The 23,189-nt window shown below is 61.9% G+C and carries 18 protein-coding genes and 1 pseudogene; 10 read left to right on the plus strand and 9 right to left on the minus strand.

Annotated elements, in window-relative coordinates; translation table 11 throughout:
* The first annotated feature begins 564 nt into the window (after positions 1-564).
* From DXT59_RS28105 to DXT59_RS28130, 6 genes are all read left to right on the plus strand, one after another.
* The gene (locus DXT59_RS28105; protein WP_116141484.1) at positions 565-2,421 is read left to right on the plus strand and encodes a S10 family serine carboxypeptidase-like protein; all 1,857 of its coding nucleotides are present in this window, start codon (positions 565-567) and stop codon (positions 2,419-2,421) included.
* A 47-nt stretch (positions 2,422-2,468) separates the two neighbouring features.
* The gene (locus DXT59_RS28110; RefSeq protein ID WP_116141486.1) at positions 2,469-2,873 is read left to right on the plus strand and encodes a 2-oxoglutarate dehydrogenase; all 405 of its coding nucleotides are present in this window, start codon (positions 2,469-2,471) and stop codon (positions 2,871-2,873) included.
* 168 nt (positions 2,874-3,041) lie between these two features.
* Positions 3,042-3,566 (plus strand): DUF6496 domain-containing protein, encoded by a 525-nt coding sequence (locus DXT59_RS28115; protein ID WP_116141488.1) that lies wholly within the window; start codon positions 3,042-3,044, stop codon positions 3,564-3,566.
* Positions 3,567-3,823: 257 nt separating this feature from the next.
* Positions 3,824-5,056, plus strand: coding sequence for a Crp/Fnr family transcriptional regulator (locus tag DXT59_RS28120; RefSeq protein ID WP_116141490.1), 1,233 nt, complete (start codon positions 3,824-3,826; stop codon positions 5,054-5,056).
* Between the two features lie 51 nt (positions 5,057-5,107).
* Positions 5,108-5,872 (plus strand): flagellar motor protein, encoded by a 765-nt coding sequence (locus DXT59_RS28125; RefSeq protein ID WP_116141492.1) that lies wholly within the window; start codon positions 5,108-5,110, stop codon positions 5,870-5,872.
* Positions 5,873-5,919: 47 nt separating this feature from the next.
* Complete coding sequence (locus tag DXT59_RS28130) at positions 5,920-6,618, plus strand: OmpA family protein (protein ID WP_116141586.1); 699 nt, start codon at positions 5,920-5,922, stop codon at positions 6,616-6,618.
* 28 nt (positions 6,619-6,646) lie between these two features.
* Here DXT59_RS28130 and fliD read toward each other — a convergent pair whose 3' ends face one another.
* From fliD to DXT59_RS28150, 4 genes are all read right to left on the minus strand, one after another.
* Positions 6,647-8,074: a flagellar filament capping protein FliD gene (gene fliD / locus DXT59_RS28135; RefSeq protein WP_116141494.1), complete on the minus strand. Its 1,428-nt coding sequence runs from the start codon at positions 8,072-8,074 to the stop codon at positions 6,647-6,649.
* A 165-nt stretch (positions 8,075-8,239) separates the two neighbouring features.
* Positions 8,240-8,638: a 2-oxoglutarate dehydrogenase gene (locus tag DXT59_RS28140; RefSeq protein ID WP_116141496.1), complete on the minus strand. Its 399-nt coding sequence runs from the start codon at positions 8,636-8,638 to the stop codon at positions 8,240-8,242.
* A gap of 47 nt (positions 8,639-8,685) precedes the next feature.
* Positions 8,686-10,479: a S10 family serine carboxypeptidase-like protein gene (locus DXT59_RS28145; RefSeq protein WP_116141498.1), complete on the minus strand. Its 1,794-nt coding sequence runs from the start codon at positions 10,477-10,479 to the stop codon at positions 8,686-8,688.
* Positions 10,480-11,093: 614 nt separating this feature from the next.
* A complete protein-coding gene (locus DXT59_RS28150) occupies positions 11,094-11,984 on the minus strand; it encodes a LysR substrate-binding domain-containing protein (protein WP_116141500.1) in 891 nt (296 codons plus the stop codon).
* 107 nt (positions 11,985-12,091) lie between these two features.
* Here DXT59_RS28150 and DXT59_RS28155 point away from each other — a divergent pair, with 107 nt between their 5' ends.
* The 3 genes and pseudogenes from DXT59_RS28155 to DXT59_RS28165 all read left to right on the plus strand — a co-directional run bounded on the left by DXT59_RS28155 (position 12,092) and on the right by DXT59_RS28165 (position 16,479).
* Positions 12,092-13,327: an MFS transporter gene (locus DXT59_RS28155; protein ID WP_116141588.1), complete on the plus strand. Its 1,236-nt coding sequence runs from the start codon at positions 12,092-12,094 to the stop codon at positions 13,325-13,327.
* Between the two features lie 95 nt (positions 13,328-13,422).
* Positions 13,423-14,137: pseudogene (locus DXT59_RS28160) on the plus strand (tetratricopeptide repeat protein).
* A gap of 233 nt (positions 14,138-14,370) precedes the next feature.
* Positions 14,371-16,479, plus strand: coding sequence for a TonB-dependent siderophore receptor (locus DXT59_RS28165; RefSeq protein WP_476718438.1), 2,109 nt, complete (start codon positions 14,371-14,373; stop codon positions 16,477-16,479).
* 553 nt (positions 16,480-17,032) lie between these two features.
* Here DXT59_RS28165 and DXT59_RS28175 read toward each other — a convergent pair.
* From DXT59_RS28175 to DXT59_RS28200, 5 genes are all read right to left on the minus strand, one after another.
* Positions 17,033-18,568, minus strand: a complete 1,536-nt coding sequence (locus DXT59_RS28175; protein WP_116141503.1) for a GGDEF domain-containing protein — start codon at positions 18,566-18,568, stop codon at positions 17,033-17,035.
* Between the two features lie 157 nt (positions 18,569-18,725).
* On the minus strand, positions 18,726-19,385 hold the full coding sequence (locus DXT59_RS28180; protein WP_116141505.1) for a glutathione S-transferase family protein: 660 nt from the start codon (positions 19,383-19,385) through the stop codon (positions 18,726-18,728).
* A gap of 412 nt (positions 19,386-19,797) precedes the next feature.
* Complete coding sequence (thyX, locus tag DXT59_RS28190; protein WP_116141510.1) at positions 19,798-20,562, minus strand: FAD-dependent thymidylate synthase; 765 nt, start codon at positions 20,560-20,562, stop codon at positions 19,798-19,800.
* Positions 20,559-21,359 (minus strand): dCTP deaminase domain-containing protein, encoded by an 801-nt coding sequence (locus DXT59_RS28195; protein ID WP_116141512.1) that lies wholly within the window; start codon positions 21,357-21,359, stop codon positions 20,559-20,561. Before DXT59_RS28195 ends, thyX begins: the two co-directional genes overlap by 4 nt.
* A 35-nt stretch (positions 21,360-21,394) precedes the next feature.
* Entirely contained in the window at positions 21,395-21,997 is a 603-nt protein-coding gene (locus DXT59_RS28200; RefSeq protein ID WP_116141514.1) for an ATP/GTP-binding protein, read from the minus strand.
* Positions 21,998-22,861: 864 nt separating this feature from the next.
* On the opposite strand from DXT59_RS28200, the gene DXT59_RS28210 reads away from it, so the two are divergent.
* Positions 22,862-23,095: a hypothetical protein gene (locus tag DXT59_RS28210; RefSeq protein WP_116141518.1), complete on the plus strand. Its 234-nt coding sequence runs from the start codon at positions 22,862-22,864 to the stop codon at positions 23,093-23,095.
* The last annotated feature ends 94 nt before the right edge of the window (positions 23,096-23,189 follow it).

The following is a 23,189-nucleotide window of genomic DNA, read 5'->3' on the forward strand; positions in this document are numbered from 1 at the left end:
TCTAGTAGGGGTACTGACGATAGGTGCAACGCGCAACGCACGTGCCTCGTCTTGTCCGCGATTTCCCTCGCTTATCGTTGGCGCGATTTTATGGATTGCCCAGAATTAACGATGCATTCGCCCGAAGATAAAATAGAACGACCTTTATGTTTTAATTGACAATTGGCTTACGAATTGTCGCTCCATGCAATCTATTGGCGGACAGGGGAGAAGACAAAAAAAGTTCCCGCCACGATACGTAGCGTGCAGGCGCGCGGTATAGGCATCAAAGGGCCCCTTCGTGCGCTGCGCCTTGACAAGCCTATTATTCGCGAATAGCTTCTTACCGCCGATGCCTTCGGCACATTTTCATTCGAATTACCCTTCCGCAATCCGGTAGTAAAAAAGCTCCATAGTTAGTTCGTTTAACGCGGTAATTATTTCTGCGGTTCGATAGTCAGGCTCTTGGTCGTGATCGAGAAGAGGGCTGAATGTCGACCGTCGCCGTGCATTGCGCGCCGTAAATAGGTGGGCTTGCCATGGCGCGGTCATCGAGAAACGGCAACTCAACTACCAAGGACAACAATGAAGAAGCGAGATAGGAGTGGTATCCGGGCGCTGCCGCGTCAAACGCGCGGCGGTCTGTGGCTCGGTTCGATCGCCGCGGCGGTGCTGGCGCTGGCCGGCTGCGGCGGCGGCGACGGCGGCTCGTCAGCGGTGACGAGCGCCAATGCGCAGCAGGCGGCGGCGCAAGCGTCTCCCGTCGCGAACGCGCAAGACGCGCAAATGCAAAACTGCTCGACCGATCAGCCTTACACGGATCCGGTCGCCTATTCGGGCAACGCGACCGACAGTCTCGATCCGTCGCTCGTCTCGGAGAAAGCAGCGGTCATGCATCACACGTGGACGTCGGGCAAAAAGACGGTCTACTACACCACCACGACGGGTCACCTGACGGCCTCCGATCTCGGCGGCAATGCCGAGGCGACGATGTCCTACGTCGCCTATACGGCGCCGAGCAAGGACGGCAAGCCGAGACCCGTCACGTTCTTCTACAACGGCGGTCCCGGATCGTCCTCGATCTGGCTGCGGCTCGGCTCGTTCGCGCCCACGCGCGTGGCTACGCCCGACCCGTTGATGACCAATTGGCCGAACTTCCCGCTCGTCAATAACGAGCAAAGCTTGATCGACACGACCGACATGGTCTTCATCGATCCGCCGGGTACGGGTCTGTCGGAGGCGATCGCGCCCAACACGAATCAGAAGTTCTGGGGTAGCGATCCCGACGTCGGCGTCATGCGCGACTTCATCCGTCGCTACATCGCGGTCAACCATCGCACGAACGCGCCGCTGTACTTGTACGGCGAATCGTACGGCACGCCGCGCACGGATATGCTGGCGCTTTCACTCGAATCGGCCGGCGTTCCGTTGACGGGCATCATGCTGCAGTCGTCGATCTTGAACTACTTCGCCGATGCGATCGAAGCCGTGGCGATTTTGAGCGGCAACACGATCGATATGAACGCGCTGAAGCTCGATACCGATACATTGAGCGGCTATTACCCGGGCTACGCGGCGGTCGCCGCTTACTTCAATCAGTTGGCGATACCGAGCGTGCAGCCCGACCCCGCGCTGTTCGCATTCCAGTCGGAGTTGTTCGCCTCCACGCACTATCACGCGTTCAAGAAGTACGCGCAGTCGTGGGTGCTGAGCCAGTTGGGCGTGCCCGACTTCCTTGGCCCGCCCATCTTGCCGAGCGCGCCGACGCTGGCCTCGTGGACGTGGGCATCCGGTTTGTCGATGCAGGCGTTGAGCGGCTATTTCAGTACGGACTATTTCAACATCGCGCTATTGCCGGGAACGACGATCGGCCGCTACGACGGTCGTGTCTCGCTGCCGAACTCCGATCCGAGGCTGCAAACGGACGGCGACCCGTCGGACATCCTCATCTCGCAGCCGTTCACGACGGCGCTCGCGGTGCAGATGCCGACCTACCTCGGCTATACGGCGCCGAATGCAACCTACTTGCCGCTGAACGACAACATCATCAACGTCTGGGACTTCTCGCATGACGGCCAGCCGCTGCCCGATACGATTCCCGACTTGTTGGCGGCGATCGAGCTCAACCCGCAGTTGAAGGTGATGGCGCTGAACGGGTATCACGATTTGGCCACGCCGTTCTTCAATACCGAGAAGCAACTCGCGCGTTTGCAGACCGTGCAAGGCTTGAATCCGAACTTGCAGGTGACGTTCTACCCGGGCGGACACATGATCTATCTCGACGATCACGGGCGTCCGAAAATGAAGTCCGATCTGCTTGATTTCTACGCCGGCCGGCCCGCGCCCACGGCGCTAGGGTTGTGGATGCTGCCGCCGCCGTGGCAAGACGAAGCCCCGGCAGGCACGCCGACGCTGGCCGCGGCGCAAAGCACGGCTCAGTAACTGGCGAACGCTAGTGACTTCGGCTACCTTTTACTTGTGAGCGGATCATGTCACCTATCGATATGCTAAAACGCCTTACCCCTTGGATCGCGCTTGGCGTCCTGGCCGGCGCGGCGCACGCCGCGACACTGCAGTCGGTCGCGCCCGTCCAATTGCCCCACCGCGGCGGCGGCGTGGACGGTCCATATTTCCCAAGCAAGCGTGCAACGGCCGTCATGCCCTCGACCGGCAGCGATCTCCAGCGGCAGGCGCAAGCGCGACTCGATGCGCGCCTGGGCGCGAACACCGTGCTCAGCAACGGCGCGGCAATCACGAAGTCGCAGGCGCAAGCGAACGGGCTCGGCTTCATCGCGAACCACTTCAACGAAATCGATACGAGCCATAGCGGGCGCGTCACCATGAGCGACGTCAAACAGTACTTGCAGCAGCGTCAGCTTCAGCGTCAGCAGTAAAGGGACGCATCGTTGGCCGCCAGGCCGCCCGCGCGCGATAAGCGCCCGGGCGGCTTTTTATCGGGACCGCCGCCTTGCCGGATGAGCCGCGCTGGCATGGCCATTGCACAAATCAGGTCATGCAAGCGGCAAGCTTGCTTCTGGAAACTTGTCCATAGGAGGTTCCCCATGCCCGAACGCAAAACGCTCGCGCGCGCACAAGCCGATAAGCGAGCCGGGAAGTCCCCGTCGACGCAGGCGGGGGAATTCGTCAAAGAGGAAATCGATCACGTGCGCGCGGGCAAGCACGGCGTACGGTCCGCGAAACAGGCCGTCGCAATCGGCCTGTCGAAGGCACGGCGTGCCGGCGTCGATCTGAAACCGCCGAAGAAGGGAGCGACCAGCGACGCCACCCGCAAGAAAGCGCAGAAGGATGCAGCCGCGGGGCAGGGCAAGGCCGACCCGTCACCGAGCAAAGAGACGAAGGCGAAGCGCTCGCGCACCACGACGGCTGTGCTCAAGCGCGAGAGCGGACGCGGCGCCTCGCACGAGGCGGTATCGAAGCAGGCCAAGTCGGCCGCGGCCAAGCGCCCCGCGGCGAGCCGCTCGGCCGCCGCGAAAAAGGCTGCGCACACGAAGGGCGCTGGCGCGCGCTCGGCTGCCGCGAAGAAAGCGGCGCGTACGCGCGCGGCGCGGGCGCACGCGCACCACTGAATCTTTGACCTGCATCAACGAATGCGCTCGGCCGCTGCGGCGGTCGAGCGCGCATCTGTCAGATCATTGCACCTGCGCGGCGCTCGCGTCGATGCGCGTTTACCTGATCCAAAAAGAGCGCGCGAAGCGGTGTCGGAATCTAAAGAATAGTGACGCGAGGGTCGTAAACGTGGGCATGGGCCGAAGGTTGCGGCTCGCTGTCTCGCCCGTTGGGTAACACGGCCGAGAGCAAACAAGAATCGCTACGGGGAACTACCTTGAATCAGCAACGATCGTCGTGGACGCGTACGGCCGCGCCCGGTGAAGTCATCTATTCCGAAGGTTTTGCCGGGGAGGCCGTCCTTTACGTCATTACCGAGGGCAAGGTCGAACTGTCGACGCGCTGCGACGACAAGAAGGTCGTGCTCGCGACGATCGGCAAGGGCGAGTTTTTCGGCGAGGCGGTGCTGCTTCAAGCAGAGCCGCGTGCGCACACGGCGAAGGCGCTGTCGTTTTGCCAGTTGACGGTCGTACACGCGAGCATGGTGGAGGAGGAGCTCGAGCGCGCGTCGCCGCTCTTGCGCCACATCGTGCGCACGACGATCCGCCGCAGCCGCAAAAAAGACGACTTGCTCGCCACGTATACGCACGCGGACTTCTTGCCGGGCGTGGTCTCGTACGCGCATGTGCTTGCCTTGATGGCGAACGTGGACAATGCAGACTCGATGGACGGCCGCATGCGTCGCGGCGGCTCCGACGAAGTAGCGGTGCCGCTGCCCGAGGTCGTCAAGAAATGCCGCGCGATCGCGGGTCACTCGCGGCCGCACGTCATGACGATGCTCGGCCGCATGGAAAAGCTGAACCTCGTTTCGCTGGGCACGGGTCGCGCGGAGCACTTGAGCGGCAATTCGCGCTTTGGCGGCGATGCGGCATCGAACCGTCAAGTGGTGACGTTCGATCCGGCGCGTATTACTGAGCGTGCTCAACAGGTGGCCGATCAGGATCTCGACATCGCGATCAACAGCGAACTCGAACTGATCGAACTTGCCGATCTCGAAGCGCTGATCGGCGTCGAGCGCAAGACGCTGCTGAACAAACTGTCGCACGACGAGATCGCCGAGGACGTGTTCGCCTTTCGCAAGACGAAGGTGCTGCACTACGTCGAGGAAAAAGGCGTGAGCTACTTCACCAAACGCGCGCGCGGCGGCGAGGTCAAATCGCTCGAGGACATCGAATTCGTCGATCACCGCACGCTATTCGACGCGGTCAGCGGGACCGATACCTACGATTTGGCCAAGCTTGCCGCCTCGACGGGCGATCAGGCCATCGTCGATAAGCTGTTCTCGGTCATGACCGAAGCGCGAAAGAACGAAGTGTCGTGGGTCATGCGGCGCGATCTGAAGCTCGATCAAGCCGAAGTGGAAGACATCGAGCAGCGCTTCATCCAAACGATTCGCGATCTGAAAGCGGCGGGGGGCCGAGAGCCGGCCCGCATGACGCGCGAAGCATAAACGCGAGCCGCGAAGACCAGCTCGCAAAAGAATTTCGTTTGGAGACCGTTTATGGATCTGCTGACCGTCATCGGCGCGCTATTCGGCGCAGCCGCCATCGGCGTGGGATTTTGGCTCGAAGGCGGGCATTTCTCGACTCTGCTGCAAGGTGAGGCGTTCGTGATCGTGCTGGGCGGCACGTTGAGCGCCGTCATGATTCAGAATACTTGGGCGCGTTTTTTCGACGGCATCAAGCAACTGCACCTGGCTTTCATGAAGGCCAGGCAAGTCGATCGCGATAGTTTGTCGACGCTGCTCGAATGGGGCGACCAGGCCAAGCTGAACGGGATGCTCGCATTCGAATCGATCGATGCCACCGGCATCAGCGCATTCGCGAAACGCGGCTTGGAATTGCTCGCCAACGGCGTATCGACGGCCGTGCTCGAGGACGCTCTGCATCGCGAGATCGCGGCCTACGAGCGCAACCGGATGGCGGCGGCGCGCATTTGGCAGCAGGCCGGTGGCTACGCGCCGACGTTCGGCATTCTTGGCGCCGTGCTCGGGTTGATTCATGTGACGGGGCACGTGCTGGAGCCGGCGCAATTGGGCAGCGGCATTGCGACGGCCTTCACGGCAACGCTCTACGGCCTTGCGCTGGCGAACCTAGTCTTCTTGCCGCTGTACGGCAAGATCAAGGCGCAAGTCGATAGCGAATTGCGCTTTCGCCGGCTCTACATGGATGGCTTGCTTGCCATCTCCCGCAAGGAATCGCCGCAGACGATCGAGACGCGGCTTGCCGCCGAAGTGCGCGAACGCGCGGCCGAGTCGCTGGCTTGATGGGCTCGCTCGCGGACGATGTCGGATACTGATTGGAGCGAATGCCGATGAGCACGTTGACGGACGGCAAGCGCGCCGGTGCCGGTGAGACGGGATACGACGCGCACGATGCAGCCGAGGAGCACTCGGAGCGTTGGCTCATTTCCTACGCGGACTTGATCACCACGCTGATGGTGTTTTTCCTGGCGCTGTACGTTCTCGAATTGGCGAAAGACCGCGATTTGCAGACGAAGGCGTTGGAAGCACAGGTGGCCAGCACGCGGACGCAGGCCGCGAGCGCCACGCAGGCCATGACCGATGCGCGCCGCAAGGCCGCGCAAGCGGCGCTGATCGCGCAATTGGAGCCGCTCAGCGAGCAGCATGCCATTACGGTCGCGCAATCGCCGCAGGGCGTGGAAATAGCGATCAACGCGAAGATTCTGTTCAATTCGGGCGATGCGCGGTTGCTGCCCGGTTCGATCGACGTGCTGGAGCGCGTCGCCGAAGTGCTGGCCGCTCATTCGGCAAAAAACATCCTAGTCGAAGGCCATAGCGATAGCGTCCCCATCTCAACGGCGCAATACGCGTCGAATTGGGAGCTGTCGGCCGCGCGTGCGGGCGCCGTCGTGCGCTTCTTCGTCGAAAACGGCATCGAGCCGCACAGGCTCGCCGCAATGGGCCGCGCGGACAACGTGCCGCTCGTGCTCGGCGAGGATACGGCCGCTCGTGCGGCCAACCGCCGCGTGACGATTCTCGTCCAGGAGTGAAGGCGGCCCACGGAGCGGGCCGTGGCGTTCAGTCGCGCTTGTTGAGCGTGCCGGCGGCGCCGTTGCCGCCGAACAGCGCGTTCAGATAGGTCTTGCTGTTGTTCAGCGACGTGAGCAGCCGGTTCAACGCCGTGAACTGCGCGTTGTATTGCGCCGTCAGCGTTTGCTGATAGGTGGCCAACTCGCCTTGTTGCTTCGTCAGGGACTTCAACTCCTCATTGATCGAAGCCGTGCGCTTATCGACCTGCCCGACGGTGGTCAGCGTGTAATCGCCCAGCATTTTGTCGAGTTGCTGGCCGATCCCGTTTTTGGCGTTAAAGACGGACGATACGATGCCCGGGTTCGACGTCAACGTCGATTGCAGCTTCGATGCCGAAAAGTCGAGCGTGCCGTCGTGCTTCAGATCGAGGCCGATCTGGCCTAGGCTGTAGGTCTTGCCATCGACTGTCACACCGCTCGCCAAGATGCGGCTCAAGCCGTTCACCGCGGCGTTCAGCATCGAATCGCCGAGCAGGGGGGCGGCTTGGTTGCTGGCCGCGTCGTAAGCCGAGAGCTGCTTTTGCGTGCTGACCCAGGCGTTGTAAGCGGTGGCGAAACCCTGCACGGCCTTGGTGATCGCCGACGGGTCGGATTCGACCGTGATCGTCTGAGTGGTGCCGACGGCGGCCGAACTCAGTGCGAGCGTGACATTGCCCAATGCGTCTTTGACGACATTGCTCGCGCTCGGGACGGGATTGCCGCTCACGGTGAGCTTCGCGTCTTGCGCCGTGGTGACTTGCTTGAAATTCGCCGTGGCGAGCCCCGCATCCAGGCCGTTCGTACCCGATACCGTGACGGTATTGGCGGCGCCCGTTTGTTTCGAGGTGAGCACGAGGTGTTCGCCGTCGCTGCCCTTGACCACTGCCGCCGTGACGCCGGGATTGTGCGCCGACGCGTTTATGGCCGCGGCAATGCCCGAGAGCGTGTTGTTGTTCGAGTCGATATCGATCGTCGTCGAGGCATCGCCGACGCCGATCGTCAGCGTGCCCGTGCCGAGCGTGGCATCGTGCGCGACCGGCTTCGACGAGATCTGGTTTGCGCTCGCCAACTGTTCGACGTAGACGGAATAGGAGCCCGCCGCCGCACCGGTCGACGTGGTTGCTACGATGCCCTTGCCCGTGGTGGTGGCCGCGAACTGCGAAAAAATGCTGCCGTCGGCCAAGCCTTCGAGCGACGTCTTCAACGCGGACAAGGCCGATTTGACCGCGCCGAGGGAGGAGAGGATCGCGTTATCGGTTTGCTGCTGACGTGCGATCGCGGCGGCCCGGCCGGCGGTGTTGCCGGTCACGAGCGCGGCGACGAGCGTATTCACGTCGAGCGTCGAGCCCGTCGCGCCGCTTAGGATGGATTGCGCCGCCTGTTGGATCGGCGACGGTTGCGTACTCGAGTTACCCGACGGTAAAGAAACCGAACTCATGTAAGGCTCCGTGCGTGGCTACGTTGTTTTCTTTCGTTTTTCCTTCGAAGGCGAATTGTAATATACAGACGAAATATTTGGAAATACTTTGTAACGGGCTCGCGCGCCGCGCCGGCACGACGCAATGCTTCGTGCCGGCGTCCGAACCCTTACCGCATCACGGCGTCATTGCCGCGTTTGCTTGGCCCGCAAATAGCGCCGAACGTCGTCCATCGAAACGCGGCCGGAATGCGCCGAGTCGATTTCCTTGAAATGCAGCGCGATATAGCCGAGGCCGCTTCCGGCCGCTTGCGTCTTCGTGACCGAGGCACCGTTCGCGAGCACGCCGTTAGCGCCGAGATGCGCTTCGATGCGCTGCTGCGCCTGCTGTTGCAGCGCGTTGCCGGTCGTCGGTGCGACGGCCGCTACGCGCGTTTTGGGGAAGTAGGGACCATCGACGCCGCCCGTGCGCTGTTGCAGCTTAACGGGCGCGACGGCTTGGAATCCCGCCGCGTGGGCGCTCGCGGCGAGCGCACCGAGTACGATCAGCGCGCATGAGTGCCGTACGATTTCGATCAGAGACATGATTGACTCGCAAAAGGTGAGTGACGGAAAGTGCCCGCGATCATGCGTTAGCGCTTGGACGACTGAGCCATGAGGGTCGGTGTGCCGGCCGGGCTCTCGTCGGCCCATGTCGGCGGCAACGTGCTCAGCGTCAGCGCCGAGGGGATCGGCGTGCCCCCGTAGTAATGCACGAGATCGGACTGCAATTGTCCGCGCGCCGTGTCGTCGAGATAGACCATGTGACCGCCTTGATAGAACGTGACTTGCAGATTCGCATTCAGGTTCTGTACCGTTTGCAGCCGCGCGAGCTGCTTCTCCGTATTGAAGAACGGCGTGGCCAGATCGTGATAGCCGTTGATCGCAAGCACCCTCAAACTCGGGTTCAACTGCAGCGCGCCCAATAGGTCGGGGATGGTGTCGGGCAACGCTTGCCCCGCATGCGTAAAGTCCCATGAGCCGATGATGCTGTCGTTCAGCGGCATATAGGTGGCATTGGGGGCGCTGTATCCGAGGTAGTTGGGCAACTGCGTTTGCAGTGTCGTCGTAAACGGCTGGGAGATCAGGATGTCGGAGGGATCGCCATCGCTTTGCAGGCGCGAATCGGAGTTCGGCAGCGACACCCGGCCGTCATACCGGCCGATCGTCGTGCCGGGCAACAGCGTCGTCTGGAACGGCGTCGTGCTGAAGTACCCCTTCAGCGCTTGATACGTGAGGCTCGAGCCCGATTCCCACGACTGTAGCGTCGATCGGCTCGGCAGCCTCGGCGAGCCGAGGCCGTATGGGTCGCCGATCTGGCTCAGCGTCCAGGATTGAGAGTAGGCGCCGAAGCTGTTGTACTTCGACGTGACGAAGTTTTGCATCTGTTGCGCGTATTGCGCCTGGCTCGAGGGCGCGGGCGAGACTTGGTTGAAGTACGCCGCGACTTCGGCGTAGCCCGGGAAGTAACCCACGAGCGTATCGGTCGCCAGCGCGAGGCCGCTCGTCGATTGAGTCACGGCCACCGCTTCGGTCGCATCGGCGAAGTAGTTCAGGATCGCCGATTGCAGCACGATGCCGGTCAGTGGCACGCCAGCCGTTTCGAGCGAAAGCGCGAGCATGTCGGTGCGCGGCGTGCCGTACGATTCGCCGTACAGGTACAACGGCGAGCCGTTCAGATTGTTCGCCGCGATATAGCGGCGAATGAAGTCGCGCATGACGCCCACGTCTTGATCGCAACCCCAGAACGATTGGTTCGTATTGGGCGACACGGCTTCCGATAGCCCCGTCCCGGGCGGGTCGATGAAGACCATGTCCGTCGTCGCGATCAGACTTTGCGCATTGTTCACGAGCGGGAAGTTGGGCCAATTCGTCAGCAGCGGGTCGGGCGTGGCCACGCGCGTGGGGGCGAACGAGCCGAGCCGCAGCCAGACCGACGAAGAGCCGGGCCCGCCGTTATAGAAGAAGGTGACGGGGCGTGGCTTGCCGTTCGTGCTCGGCGCCGTATAAGCGACGTACGACATCGACGCCTCGGGGTTGCCGTTCGCATCGGATGCGGTCAAATGCCCCGTGGTGGTCGTGTAGTTGACCGTCGTGGACCCTGAACTCCATTGGTAGTGCATGACGGCCGCACCTTCGTTCACCTGCGACGGGTCGAGGCTGTCGCCGGCGTTCATCGAGTAAGCGACCTGATCCGTAAAGGGCTGATTCGCATCGGCTGCCTTCGCGCTGTGCTGTTCGGCGTTGGCGACAGGCGCGGACGAACCCGAGTCGTTGCCGCCGCCGCAAGCGGCCGCCAGCAGCGTTCCGAACGTCAAAGCGCCCAGGCCGGCGAGGCGGCCCGGCAGGCCGCGCCGGCGGCCGGTTTTGCTACGGTTCGATTTCATGTGTGACCTTACTGGAAAGTGGGGTGGTCATCGAGCCGGACGGCTCGCGAGACGCGCCGAGCGAACGCGCGCGCAGCGTCGCGAACGACGGCGCGTATCAAGCTTTATTCCCGTGATTCTCGAAATGCCGCGCAGTTGTGCAGTGCTGCTTGAAACAACTGCCGAACCCTCTAATGCTCGATCGTTCTAATACTTCTGAGAGACGATCCTAAAGATTGCCGAATCGACTACGAATGTAATAAGCATTGTCGCGGTCCCGACCCGGCGATCTACAACGTACGAGGCCAAATCGAATTTTGCAAGGCGCGGTACGGCGGTGGAATGCATCCGGTACATGCAAGAAGCTAAGCGCGATGCGGTATTCGAGGATGCACAGAACGGCATGTTCGGCGTGCCGTGGCGCGTCAGTCGGCGAGCGGTCACGCGGTATGGATGGCCGAAAAACGCGGAAGCGGTGCAACACGAAATGCTAAACAAAATGGTCGGTTCGTTTTGCCGATCGTTCGTTTAAATCCAAGATTATGTTTTAAAAAAATTGAATGAGACGATGATGGGAGCGTATTTCGAAGGAAGCGGTGAGCAGCCCGCCGATAAACCGCGGGGCGAGCCGTTCTTCAATGACCGAGCTGGCCTTTGACCCACCGGTAGAACTGTTCGATTTCCGCTTCGCGCGGATGGCCCGCGCGCCACGTGAAAAAGTAGTCGAGCGAAGCCGGAATGCGGACATGCCCGAGTTGCACGAGTTCGCCGCGCGCCAAGTAGGCTTGCGCAAGCTGTAGCCGCGCCGTTGCCGCGCCTTGTCCGCTCAGCGTTGCTTGCAGCAGCATACCCGCGTCGTCGAATACGGGCCCGCGTTCGGGCTCGGTCGCCTGCAACCCGGCTGCTTCGAAAAAGTCACGCCAAGAGCGGCGGGAGAAATGCAGCAGCGGCATCGCCGGCAGGTCTTCTATCGTGAAGTTCGGGTAGCGCGCGAGCAGTGTTGGGCTACAGACGGCGATCACCTGATCGTCGAGCAGCTTGCGGATCTCGAAACCGGGCTCGTCGACGCGGCGGTGCCAAATGCCGATATCGACGGAATAGGGATCGGGCGGCGCGATGTCGGCGTGCATACGCAGCGACAGATCGATGAGCGGATGCCGGTCGTAAAAGTCGCCGAGCCGCGGAATCAGCCATACCGACAGAAAATCCGACATCGCGCTGAGTGCGAGCCGCGTCGCACCGTTTGCGCCGTGCGCCCCGCGGCGGGCCGCATCGAGCGCATCGCGCAAATCGTCGAGGTTCACGCGTACGCGCTCGGCCAAGCGGGCGCCCGCGGCCGTGGGAATCATTCGCGCACCCGCGCGGCGAAAGAGCTCGACGCCGAGCGATTGCTCCAGGGCGCGCAAATGATGACTGACGGCGCTATGCGTCAAATGTAATTCCTCGGCGGCGCGAGTGAAGCTGCGGCAGCGGGCGGCTGCTTCAAGGGCACGCAGGGCTTGGAGGGGAGGCAGGGAGGAGCTCATCCCGTCAAATTCTACTCACAGTGGAGTGCAAAATCTCTCGTTGGCGCCCGCACGCGCGCTCACGAATAATGGAGCCCGACGACGACTCCCGTTCTTTGACGCTGACCATGACCTCCACTCAATTGCGGCTGCTCGCCGTGTTTTCCCTGGGCTATTTCGTCTCGTACCTGTTTCGAGGCGTCAATCTCGGGTTTGCGCCGTTCATCATTCGTGACCTGGGCGCCTCGCCCGCCGATTTGGGCACGCTGACGAGTTTGTATTTCCTCGGCTTCGCGGGCGCGCAGATTCCCGTCGGCGTCATGCTCGACCGGTTCGGTGCGCGGCGCGTGACCGCGTGCGTGATGCTCGTTGCGGCGGCCGGTGCGCTGTGCTTCAGTTCGGCGCACGGCCTTGGCGCCATGATGGCCGGGCGCTTTTTGATCGGCGTGGGCGTATCGGCCTGTCTCGGCGGCGCATTCAAAGCGACGGCGCAGCATTTCGACGTCGGCCGTCTCACGTTCGTGAACGGTATCGTCATGGCGGCGGGCGGGCTTGGCGGCGTCGCCGTGGGCGCGCCGCTGGCATGGCTGTTGTCGGTGACCGGTTGGCGCTCCGTGGCGGCCGGGCTCGCTGTACTGACGGCGGCCGCCGCGGCCGCGATTTGGTTGGGCGCGCCTTCGAAGCACGAAGCGGGCTCGAACGCGCGCGTGCTCGATCAGTTCAAGGGGACCTGGCATGTCCTGACGAGCCGCGCGTTCTGGAAGCTCGCGGCGTTTTCGGGCCTGACGCAAAGCGTTTTCTATGCGATGCAGTCACTTTGGGTGGGGGCGTTCATGCGCGACGTGGCTTTGGCCGGAGCGAGCGAGGGGCCCGCGCGGGCGGCCACGCTCGTTTCCGTGCTGGGCGCCGCGTTCATCGCCGGCAACGTGGGCTTCGGTGCGCTGGCGCGCGCGCTCGAACGGCGGGGCGTCAGCGTGTACTTGTCCTCGGGCGCCACGATGGTGCTCTTCGTCCTCGTGCAAGCGCTGATCGCCGCGCAGGTGCCGCTTCCTCAGAGCGTGCTTTGGGCCGCGTACGGCGCGCTCGGCGGAACGGGGATTCTCACGTATGCGGTCTTGGCCGAGCACTTTCCGGCCCGCATGCTCGGACGGGTGAATACGACCTTTACGCTCGTGATCTTTCTGGCGATTTTCGCGTTACAGGTCGTGATCGGGGCGGTGCTGGCTCGCTGGCCGATGCACGGCGGACACTACTCGGCGGTGGGGCACGTCACGGTCTGGACGACGTTGGTCGTGCTGCAAGCGGCAGCGGCAGTCTGGTACTTCTTGCCCGCCGGCCGCGCGCGCTCTCCCGCTTGGGGATGATCGGCCATCCCTTAAGTGTGGTTTAAGGGGCGGGAGCGACACTGGCGAAGTCTGGCGACGCGGTCGCTTCCGAATCGAGAGTTGAACCCACGCAGATGCCTTATTTCTTTGGAATCGGTCTTCACGTCATCGTCGCCATCTACTTCGCGGTCCATGCCGTGCGTCATCAGCAGAACATCTATTGGCTGTTCATGCTGTTCGCTTTCCCGATGCTGGGTAGCCTCGTCTATTTTTTTGCGGTCTATTTGCCGAGCCTTCGTCAATCGCGCGGTGCGCGAGGGCCGAGCGCAATTCGATCGTGCGCCTACTGTGGCCAGCCGGATGCGGCTGGCCGGCGCGTTGCTGGAGGCGGGCAACGCGCAAGAGGCGATCGAGCACTACGAGGCTGCCGCGAGCGGGCCCTTCGCCGACGATTCCGCGCTATTGCTCGGGATGGCCCGCGCGCAGTTTGCGCTCGGGCGTTACGGCGCTGCCGAGGATACGTTGACGCGCCTATTCAAGGTCGATCCGCCGATGCGCAATCAGGCGCAGCCGGCGTTGCTCCATGCGCGTGCGCTCGCGGCGCTGGGGGCGTCCGGCACGCGTGAGGCCTTCGAGGCGGCATTGGCCTGCGCAAGCGATGCGGCGCCGCGATGTCTGTTCGCCGATTGGCTTGCCGAGCAAGACGCGCCGGCGGATCGAGCGCGCGCCGCGGCGTTGTACGAGGACATCTTGCGAGACGGGGAGCATTGGCCGCGCTACGCGCGCGAGCACAACCGGGAATGGCTGGCCCGCGCGCAATCGGCGCATGCATCGATTGGCGGGTGTTGAGCGAAGCGCCATTTCGTCTCAAGTTCGGGTGGGCGGTGTCGATATAGGGTCGGTGTACGTCTGTACAATCGTTCCGACTCTATCCGGCGCAACCGCACCCCGCATTGAAACCGACACCCCCGCAATCGCTTTCCGCGCTTTCCGGCCGGCGAAATAACCGCCACACGAGCCGTCGAGGCATTTTACCGGCGCTTTCTCGCGGCAATCGAAACCCGTTCGCCATCGCCTGCGCGGTGTTGTGTTGCGCCGCGGCAAGCGGGCAGGCGCATGCGCAAGCCGACAGCATCCAATTGCCGACGATCGCCGTTCAAGGCTTGGCGAGCAAGGTATCGGTCGGACTCGTCGGCGAGCGTACCGCAACGGGCACGAAGACCGATACCCCCATCGTCGAGATACCTCAAACGGTCAATGTCGTGACCGCCCGGCAGATCGATATGACGGGCGCGACCGACCTGAACCAGGCGTTGCGCTACTTGCCGGGCTTCGGATCGTACGGATCCGATAATCGCTCCGACTTATACGCGGCGCTGCGGGGATTCAGACCGACATTATTCATCGACGGATTGCAGGCGCCGAATACGGCGGCAATCGCGGATTGGCGTATCGACCCGTATATGGTGGATAGCATCACGATATTGCGGGGGCCGACGTCCGTGCTCTATGGCGCGGGCGACCCGGGGGCGATCATCGATGCGCGGACGAAGCTGGCCGATGGCGAGCGCGTGCGCGAGGCCGGCGTAGAGATCGGCAGCGATGCGCGCAAAGAGACCATACTCGATGTGGGCGACAAGCTCGATGAGGGCGGCAAGTACGCCTACCGCTTCGTGGGCGTGGCGAGCGACGGCCATGCGCTGAGTGGTCCGAACGCGGACCAGCGCGTCGCGCTCGCGCCTTCCTTCCGTTGGCGGCCCGATGCCGATACCTCGCTCACCGTGACCGCGACCTACCTGCGCGATCGCAGCGACGTCTCGCACAATTTTCTGCCGGCGTGGGGCACAGTGCTGCCGAATCCCAATGGACAGCTTGCCCATGATGTCTACACGGGCGACCCGGGCTTCAATCAAAACAGCAAGAAGCAATGGTCGATCGGCTACGCTTTCACGCGCAACGTGGATTCGATCTGGACGCTGCGTCAAAACGTCCGGTGGATGCATCTATCGCTCGACGACGCCTCCCTCTTCGGCGCCGGCCTCGCCCGGGGCAGCACGACCAACATCACCCGATTCGCGGGGCTGTTCCAAATGAATTACAGCCGCTTCGACATCGACAACAACGCCGAAGCCCGTTTCGGCACCGGTGCGCTCGAGCACACCGTGCTACTTGGGCTCCAATACGCGCGGCAGACGAGCACCGACAGCGAGTGGGTCGCGCTGGCGCCGAGCCTGAACCTATACAGCCCGCTCTATACGCCGGTCACGAACGCGATCTTTGCAAGCCCCGCATTACTCGGTCATCCCGATCGGTATACGGCGATGAACACCGTCGGCGCTTACGTCCAGGACCAAATCGAATGGAATCGTTGGACCTTGACGCTGGGGGGACGTGAAGACTGGGTGGCCATGCATCAGGACGATCGCGAGTTCGACACGGCGAGCGCACAGCATGTCAGCGCCTTCTCGGGCCGAGTGGGCCTGACGTATCGAGGCGACTACGGATTATCGCCTTACATCGGCTATTCGACGTCGTTCGACCCGATTATCGGCGTAAGGATGTTCGACGGCGCATTGCCTCGCCCCACGCGGGGCAGGCAGATCGAGGCGGGCCTGCGCTGGCAGCCGTTCGGTAAAAACTTGATGCTAAGCGCGGCTGCCTATCAGATCAACCAGACGAACGTGGTGACGCCGGCCCCGGCATCGCTCGATCCCACCGGGATGAGTTCGGTCCAGACGGGCGAAGTGCGTTCGCGCGGCCTCGAACTGAGCGCGGTCGGTAACGTCACGCGTGAGTTCTCGGTCGTCGCGTCGTACGTTTATCAGGACGTGAAGAACGTGCAAGCGAACGATGCGTCGCTGAACCATTGGCCCGTCGATGTCCCGCGCCCGCGTCAAATGGCGTCGCTCTGGGCCGACTGGACTTGGCACACCGGCATGCTGGCGGGCTTTGGGGTAGGTGGGGGCATTCGCTATCAGAGCGCATCGGCGGGGGCGCTCGATAATTCGCTGACCGTCCCGAGCTACACGCTGTACGACGCGGCGTTGCGCTACGACGCGCGCGCCTGGCATCTCTCGCTGAACGTCCTTAACCTGTTCGACCGCCGCTTCATCAGCGGCTGCCAATCGTACTCGGTTTGCGCGTTCGGTAACGAGCGAGCCGTGCTGGCCAGCGCGAAATACGATTGGTGAGGCTTGCCAAGCGTCACGAGATCGACGCGCGAGCCCGTTCGTTCGCGCATTCCCTCTGCGGTCGGCCGTTTTATTCGCTGGCGCTGTTCGGTATGTCGGCATGTCCTCCTCCCATCTGCGGCGGATTCGAACTGTCGGCTCCCGCGTCCATCGGAGGCGGCGCCGGAGTAGGGGGGGTGATGGCAGGGGCAGGAACTGAGGCTGCGGCGGCCGGTGTTGAGGCGGGCTCGGGCGCGCGGCTCCATATGCTAGGGGCCGGTGCGGCCGCACTCGATGCCGCGGCGGCATCGGACGCCGCGGGCGCCGCCGACTCATCGCTGCTCTTGCCGCAGGCCGCTAGGACCGCCGTTCCAAGCAGGGCAGCCACGAAGAGAGATTGCTTCACGATCACGTCCTTTTTGCGATTGGAAGTAAGAGCGGGAGACTGCGCCGCTCTCGATCGATTTTTGCATTGGTCTTCAGATTAGCCAAAGCGGCCGTTCGCTGCTAGGGGTTGACAGCGAAGCATACGGGGGCCGCTGCGGGCGGGGTGGTGTGAGCGCGTGATGACTGATCAGGCGCCCTGCGTCGCTTCGGCTTGCATATCGGCACCGGCCGATCCGACTCGATTGCGGCCTGCGCGCTTGGCCTCGTAAAGCGCGAGGTCGGCGGCCTTCGTCAGTTCGTCCAATGTGGAGGGGTGCATGCGTCGACCCGTCGCGCAGCCGATGCTGACCGTGAACGGATGAACGCCGGCCGTCCCGGCTTCGTGCTGGGCATGCCAAGAGTCTTCCAGCGTCTGGCGTATGCTTTCGGCGATCAGTAGAGCATTCGCCGCGTTGGTATCGGGCAATACGATCAAGAATTCCTCACCGCCATATCTGGCGGCGCAATCGCCTCGCCGGCGCACGCATTGCGTGATGCAGGCCGCGAGATGCTTCAATGCCTTGTCGCCTTCGGCGTGCCCGTGTTTGTCGTTGTATTGCTTGAAGTGATCGGCATCGACGAACAGCACCGAGAGACAGCTATCGTTACGCTGCAAACGATCCCATTCGCTTTCCAGCACCTCGTCGAGCGCGCGGCGGTTATGAAGGCCGGTCAATGCATCCGTTCGCGACAATGCTCTCAGGCGGTCTTCCGCGAGCGCGCGGTCGCGCAGCGCGAACGCCAAGAGCCAGACGACCGCGCAGAAGGCGATGCTGAGCGCGGAGGCCGACACGCCGACGATCCAAGACAGTGTTTTCCAGGAGGCGAGCACGTCGCCGAGTGCCGGGGCGACGACGGCAATCAGCGGCGTACCGGGTACGCGGCGGAACGTATAAAGCCTCAGTACGCCATCGGTGGACGCACGCGCCGTAAAGAAGCCGGACTCTTCGTTGACCATCCTCGGGAAATTCGGCGACTTGCTGAAGTTCGGCGCAAATCCCGGCGGCAAGTACGGGTTTCGTGCCACGAGGGTGCCGTCGGTCCGCACGATGGCCGTGATGCCGCGCGGGCCCACATCGAGCCCATCCAGCAGGTGTCTAAAATAGGCGACGTCGATCGCGACGAGCACCACGCCCTTGAACGAACCGTCCGGGTTATCGAGTCGACGGCTCAGCGCCATCGCTTCCACGCCTGCCCGCGAACGCGCGCGATAGATCGCCGATATATACAGGCCGACCTTTGCGGACTCTCGATGCACGCGGAAATAATCTCGATCGCTGAAGTCCCAGTGGTGTGTATCCGAGCAGCAACCGTCCAGCAATTGCCCGCGCCGATCGGTTACGCCCATGCCCGTCACGTAACGCGAAGCAGCCGTGTGGCTGAACAGAAGTTCGTGCCGCACTTCCGCGTTCATTTGCAGGACCGCCGGCTTATCGAGTTCCGCCATTAGCGTCTGCAGCGATTGATCCGAGGATTCCACCGTCCGCGAGATGTTGCTCGAGAGCACGGCGGCTACGTTTCTAGAGGTCTCGTGAGCGTGCCGGATCGCGGTTTCGCGCGCCGCGATCAATGTCAGGAGGCTCACGGCGAGGACGCCCGTTGCGAGCAGCGTTCCAAGTACACCGACGACGTTAGGACGGCGGCCCGCTAATTCGGCGGCTCGCCGGATAGGGTTGGGAAACACAGTAATTGTTTTGTAGGGCGCCGTTTTGATCCGGGACGCTTAGGGTAGGTGCGGCTACGATGCAAGGGTGACTGCTCAAGTTATCGGCGCCCGGCCGAGAAAATTCAGGGTTTGGGCCCGTTTTTGTCCGCGGTCTGAATGTCTGGCGTTTCATCTTTCAATCGCGATCCGGTGCGCCCGGGGGAAAGAAATGGCGATACGGGCGCGCTTCTTCGACTGCGCGCGCAAAGGATGGCCGTTTCAGGAGCCGCTGCCGGTACGCGATCAGATTTTCGAAATCGGCGCCGATACGATGTGCCCAGTCGGCGTAGAACAATGAGGGGGCGGCGCTGCAGTCGGCGAGGCTGAAGTGCTCGCCCGCGGCCCATTCGCGCTGGGCCATGGCGTTGTCGAGCCAGGCGTAGGCGGTGTCGAGCATCGCGCGGGCTTCCGCGACGCCGCGCGGATCGCGTTCCGGCTCCGGACGCATCGCGTTGAAAACGATTTTTTGCAGCGGCGTGGAGATGTAGTTGTCGAACACGCGATCGATGAAGCGGACTTCGAGCGCGGCGCGCGGATCGGCGGGAAGCAGTGCCACAAGGCCGGGATAGTGCAGAGCGAGGTATTCGATGATGATGGTCGACTCGTGAATCGGGCGTCCGTCGTCGACGAGCATGGGAAAGCGCTTGATCGGCCACAGCGCCGCGAATTCGGCCATGACCTGAGGGTCGTCCTGCGACAGCTTGCAATAGTCGAACGGCGTGCCGTTTTCATAGAGGGCGATTAGGACCTTCTGACAGTACGAGGAGAACGGGTGGGCGTAGAGCTTCAGGGGCATCGCGAGTCTCCTCGTGGGGCGAAAGGGGGGCCGAGCGCGCTTTATCTGTCGACGAACGGCGGGGGATGGGATCGACATCGCGGCCGCGATATTTTTTTGGCGCGATTTTGGCGGGGCGCCGAGTTGCTGTGAGATCTGAACAGAAAACGCATCAAGAATACGAGGACGTACTGATGCCGCTGATCTACGGGTCCACGAGACCCGCGTTTGTTGAGGCGTTCAGCGTGTTCAAGCCCGCGGCGTTGGCGTTTCTACGCACACTGTGACAGACCATTTAGATTGGCTGGCGTGATCGCGAATCCGACGCACAGCAATTACTGGTTTATGCCTCTCTTCTTCTCTTTCACTTCTGGCGTGCCGCCGAGCGACGTTGACGTGTGGTCGGCTGCGGGACTCAACCTCCGTTGCTCTACTAAAGTCGAGAGTCCCTCTTTTTTATGACATACGCACGTCCTTCCGCGTTTTCAACGATCTGCATATCACCAAAGCAGGCAGGCGCGACAGCGGACACCAACCCGAAAACTTCGACGCACGCTTGTGTCATTTCGTAATCGCCGGCTATGTTGCCTCGCGCTTGAAGAAAGTTTCTCCATGCACGCATGTTGCCTGTCATGACAAGGGCGGTTGATGTGGCTTCAGGAAGCACGCTCCGAGAAGCGGATCGGATGAATCGCGATCGCTCCTTGCGCGTGAGATGATTTCCGACGTTTGACTGCTCGAGCCTTTCGACCAGTTTCCGGTAGCTCTCTCGCGACCGCGCAACCGCATCGGCCCAGATCGCCGATGCTTCAACGTCAGCCCCAATGCCCGGCGGCATGGCGAAGGCTGATTCCTCCGCTCCAACGTATTGCTGTGAGAGCTGCGAGTAGGAAAAGCCGACTCGATGCCGCACAAGCTGATGACTAAGACCTCGCGATATCCCCGTAAAAAGTAGAGAGGCGCTGGCGTGCTCCAAAACGCTTTCGTGACCTTGCTCGATAAGGTTTTCAACGTACTGTTTATTCGTGCGCGGCGACTGACGCGAGCCGAACGCCATGTAGCAGATTCTCCCCGCAAACTCTATTAGCTTTTGCGCCGCGGGCACGTCGCTTTCCTGCCGCCAGCTCAGTGCTTCATCGCTCAGGTACTGAGCTATGCCCGGCGCGATCTGGCTGGATGCGATGAGATAAAGTTTCATGGCCGACCGTTTTGAGAAGACTTGGTTTGTGCTTTGACCTCGAGACCCTTTAGGCGGGCATCGATATCGGATATTTCAGTATTGATCTTTGAGCTATCTTTCTGGTCTGCCACTTGCTGCTCAAGCTTGGTAATGCGCTCGCCGAATCTTGCCTCGGCGGTCCAGTTGCTGAAGACAGCGCCGGCAAGCGTAAGAACCGCAATGACGACAGGGACAAAGACTTGCCAGCGACGCGTCTTGATGTCCTGTCGAGTCACTTCCTTTTCGACTCGCTTATCGACGCTGAGAAAGTCATAGGAAAGCCGATCGAGAAGCTCGGCCGTAACCGTTGAGCCGTTTCCGCTGATTGGGGACTTTGCGGATGAATCTAGCTCGAAGATGACCACTCTCATAATTCGTTTCCCTTTTGAAATCTCAAAGGGATTTTTGCCCATGTTGATCAAGGTCAGATGCAGTTTCCCCGTATAACCTGGGTCGACCAAGCCCGGATTGGTCGTCAAAAGACCCCGCGACGAGTCGCTGCTAGGCAGGAATACGATGCCGAGTTGGTTGTCGGCGAGCTTGATCTCCTCGGCGGTTTCGATGACGGCGGTTCCTCCTTCGACCAGCGAGTGCTGAGATCGAGGCGAATTTATGCCTCCCGGCTTATCGGCATCCACTCCTGGAACGTAGATGAGACCGACTGACAGATCTAATGATGCCGGACGTACGAGATCGCGATTGTAAGCGCTGAGATTGACCAATAATTTGTTGTTATCGAGATTCGCGTTTATGTCGTGGTCAACAAAAATTTTCACAGTGGCCTCGCGTTGTTGTGCACATTGTCGATGCGTTAACGCGCTAAGATCTCTTCTACTTCTGCTAGTCTAAAGTCTAGTGTCGATGCGGGAATCTCTATCACTTCTGCGCCAAGCGTTTCATAGATCTCTTTCATGATCGTTTGTAATTTAACTTGCGATTCCTGCGACTCCGTTCGCACGGGGTCGGTCAGGTTGTTGAAGCGGCCGACCGTATGAAGTAAAAAGACCTGTTTGAATCGAAATCGGACCGCGCGCTCCAGATGAATATCATCCCACTCGTGTCCCGCAATCGCGAGATAGGCAAGATTGTCGGGGAAGCTATAGTCCCAGATTACCGTTGTCGAGGGATCGTGTGCTCGAGCCTTGTCGAGCATCAGTTCGCTGATTCTTAATTGAAGACTTTCGTAATCGCTGCGCGCGTCGTCCTTCGTCTGCCCGCTGCTCAGTCTTTCACAGATGGCGCGACGGCCGCAGTCTTCGATCGTTCGATAGCCACGGGAGCGAAGCGACTCGACCAGCGTAGTTTTGCCGCTGAACGGGGCACCGGTAACCACGCGCCAGTTCGTGTGAAGCCGCTCACCCGCAGCGTTCGCCGCGTCTCGGAGGCGTTGAAGACAGCGGGCATCGATCGACATGATGATAGCGTTCGCAAAACTGCGATTTTACGCTACGACAGTTGCCTTTTAAGGCTGCGGGCCGCGGGGCGGCACCACTCCGGCTCAGGCGAGACGACCGCGCGGGTATCGGCGGACGTCGTTCTCGGCGTGGGCGGCGTTGGATAAAACCGGCAACACGAGCGCGCAATATCGAGGAGTTTGCCGGCATCCCTAGAGCGGGAAGTCGAGAAGGCGGGTGCGCTTGCGTGCAGACGCCGCAATTGTGCAGCAGCTTGCTGCATAAAGGTATCCGCCGGCGATGCCCGCGCGAAGGCGCTGACACATTTGATTTTCGCTTTGCGTCGCAGCGAATGCGCCGCTGACGGACAGACAGGTGTCCTGGTGCCCGGGACCGGACTCGAACCGGCAAGCCGTGAGGCGGCGGATTTTCGTCACACTGCATCTTTCGATGCCGGCGGTGCCTGCATGGCCGTTTGTGCGCTGGACTATGCCTTCGCCGTCGGCGCGCGCGAACCTGATTCGCACATGCCGCATTAGGCGCCCCCCGTCTAGTCTCTACACCTTCCGCGAAGCAGCCTTGCGGCTGCGTTTCGGGCTTGGCTCGGCGTTGCCTCGGCCGCTCGGCGACGTTTTCGCGATCGCACGGTCAGGGGATTCACCGAATTTGAAGGGTTCTGCACCGGTCGTTTCCGGCCGGGCACTCAATTGCTTAAGTCCGCTATGTTTACCAATTTCATCACCCGGGCAGGGCGGACGCGATTCTACCACCGGTCGAGCCGAATTCAGCAACACTCGCAACCCGACTCGACACGTCTAATCCGTCGCCCGGGCACGGTGCTAGCATGATCGTCATGTCCGTCCGAATGGAACGAGGAGGCAGCCATGGATGGCTTCGTGCGGCATCAAATGGAAGGCGTCTCGGTCGATATCCAAGTGGTACCGGCCCAGCCGAGCGGTTATGCCGCCCGCTTTAGAGTGTCGGGAGAGCCCGGCGACGAGGCGAACTGGCCGATCGTGCACGTGGCGCGGGGCCCCTTCGCCAGCGAGCAGCAAGCCGAGGAAGCGGCGAAATCGGCCGCGTTGCAGCATATCCTCGAGCAAGGCGGAGCGGCGTAAATCGTATAGCGGCGTGCGCTCGAACCAGAGATAGAGACCCGGCTGAAGTGTGTTTTTACACATGCCTCGCCGGGCCCGGTAAAATGCTCGGCTG

Source organism: Trinickia diaoshuihuensis (assembly GCF_003390925.1).
GTDB lineage: Bacteria > Pseudomonadota > Gammaproteobacteria > Burkholderiales > Burkholderiaceae > Trinickia > Trinickia diaoshuihuensis.

Excerpts from the sequence above, each read along its gene's own strand:
- DXT59_RS28105 (WP_116141484.1), top strand. The coding sequence starts at position 565 with ATGAAGAAGCGAGATAGGAGTGGTATCCGGGCGCTGCCGCGTCAAACG.
- DXT59_RS28110 (WP_116141486.1), top strand. The coding sequence starts at position 2,469 with ATGTCACCTATCGATATGCTAAAACGCCTTACCCCTTGGATCGCGCTT.
- DXT59_RS28115 (WP_116141488.1), top strand. The coding sequence starts at position 3,042 with ATGCCCGAACGCAAAACGCTCGCGCGCGCACAAGCCGATAAGCGAGCC.
- DXT59_RS28125 (WP_116141492.1), top strand. The coding sequence starts at position 5,108 with ATGGATCTGCTGACCGTCATCGGCGCGCTATTCGGCGCAGCCGCCATC.
- DXT59_RS28130 (WP_116141586.1), top strand. The coding sequence starts at position 5,920 with ATGAGCACGTTGACGGACGGCAAGCGCGCCGGTGCCGGTGAGACGGGA.
- fliD (WP_116141494.1), bottom strand. The coding sequence starts at position 8,074 with ATGAGTTCGGTTTCTTTACCGTCGGGTAACTCGAGTACGCAACCGTCG.
- DXT59_RS28140 (WP_116141496.1), bottom strand. The coding sequence starts at position 8,638 with ATGTCTCTGATCGAAATCGTACGGCACTCATGCGCGCTGATCGTACTC.
- DXT59_RS28145 (WP_116141498.1), bottom strand. The coding sequence starts at position 10,479 with ATGAAATCGAACCGTAGCAAAACCGGCCGCCGGCGCGGCCTGCCGGGC.
- DXT59_RS28150 (WP_116141500.1), bottom strand. The coding sequence starts at position 11,984 with ATGAGCTCCTCCCTGCCTCCCCTCCAAGCCCTGCGTGCCCTTGAAGCA.
- DXT59_RS28155 (WP_116141588.1), top strand. The coding sequence starts at position 12,092 with ATGACCTCCACTCAATTGCGGCTGCTCGCCGTGTTTTCCCTGGGCTAT.
- DXT59_RS28180 (WP_116141505.1), bottom strand. The coding sequence starts at position 19,385 with ATGCCCCTGAAGCTCTACGCCCACCCGTTCTCCTCGTACTGTCAGAAG.
- thyX (WP_116141510.1), bottom strand. The coding sequence starts at position 20,562 with ATGAAACTTTATCTCATCGCATCCAGCCAGATCGCGCCGGGCATAGCT.
- DXT59_RS28200 (WP_116141514.1), bottom strand. The coding sequence starts at position 21,997 with ATGTCGATCGATGCCCGCTGTCTTCAACGCCTCCGAGACGCGGCGAAC.
- DXT59_RS28210 (WP_116141518.1), top strand. The coding sequence starts at position 22,862 with ATGGATGGCTTCGTGCGGCATCAAATGGAAGGCGTCTCGGTCGATATC.